General features: G+C 62.9%; 1 pseudogene. It reads left to right on the forward strand.

Annotated features, from left to right (window positions below):
• Positions 1–364 (forward strand): annotated as a pseudogene (locus Q4P78_RS08695) (glycosyltransferase family 2 protein); the annotation flags it as partial.
• Positions 365–450 lie beyond the last annotated feature (86 nt).

A 450-nucleotide genomic window follows, 5' to 3' on the forward strand; every position in this document is an offset into this window, starting at 1 on the left:
TGATGCGATCACCCAGACCGGGTTCCGGCAGGGGCTGAACGTGGTGCAGGATATGGCGCTGGTGCTCGATATTGCGATGAACGGCGGCGCCCTGTTCTACGATAAGACCCTGGCGTTCATGTACCGCCGCCACGGTGGTTCTGACTCTTCGTGGCGTGCCCTTGAAGGGACCCGTTTCGACGAGGAGCGCACCTATTTCACCACGATCGCCGCCGAACTGGAGGCCCTGGGGTGGAAGAAGGCAGCGAAGGCGGCACGCATCCGGTTCTCATCCCGTGCGCACGCACTGACTCTGCTGCCGAAGGCTGCGTTGGCGAAAAAGTGGCGGGGCGTGAAAAACCTTGCTGTTCACGTGGTGAAGTAGCTGGGCTGCCGGTGATGACGCATAGCGATAACACCCCGACCAGCGGTGCCGTGAGCACCGAGCAGGAGGCGGAGCCTGACGGCACC

This window comes from Rothia sp. (in: high G+C Gram-positive bacteria) (genome assembly GCF_030540545.1).
Taxonomy (GTDB): Bacteria; Actinomycetota; Actinomycetes; order Actinomycetales; family Micrococcaceae; genus Rothia.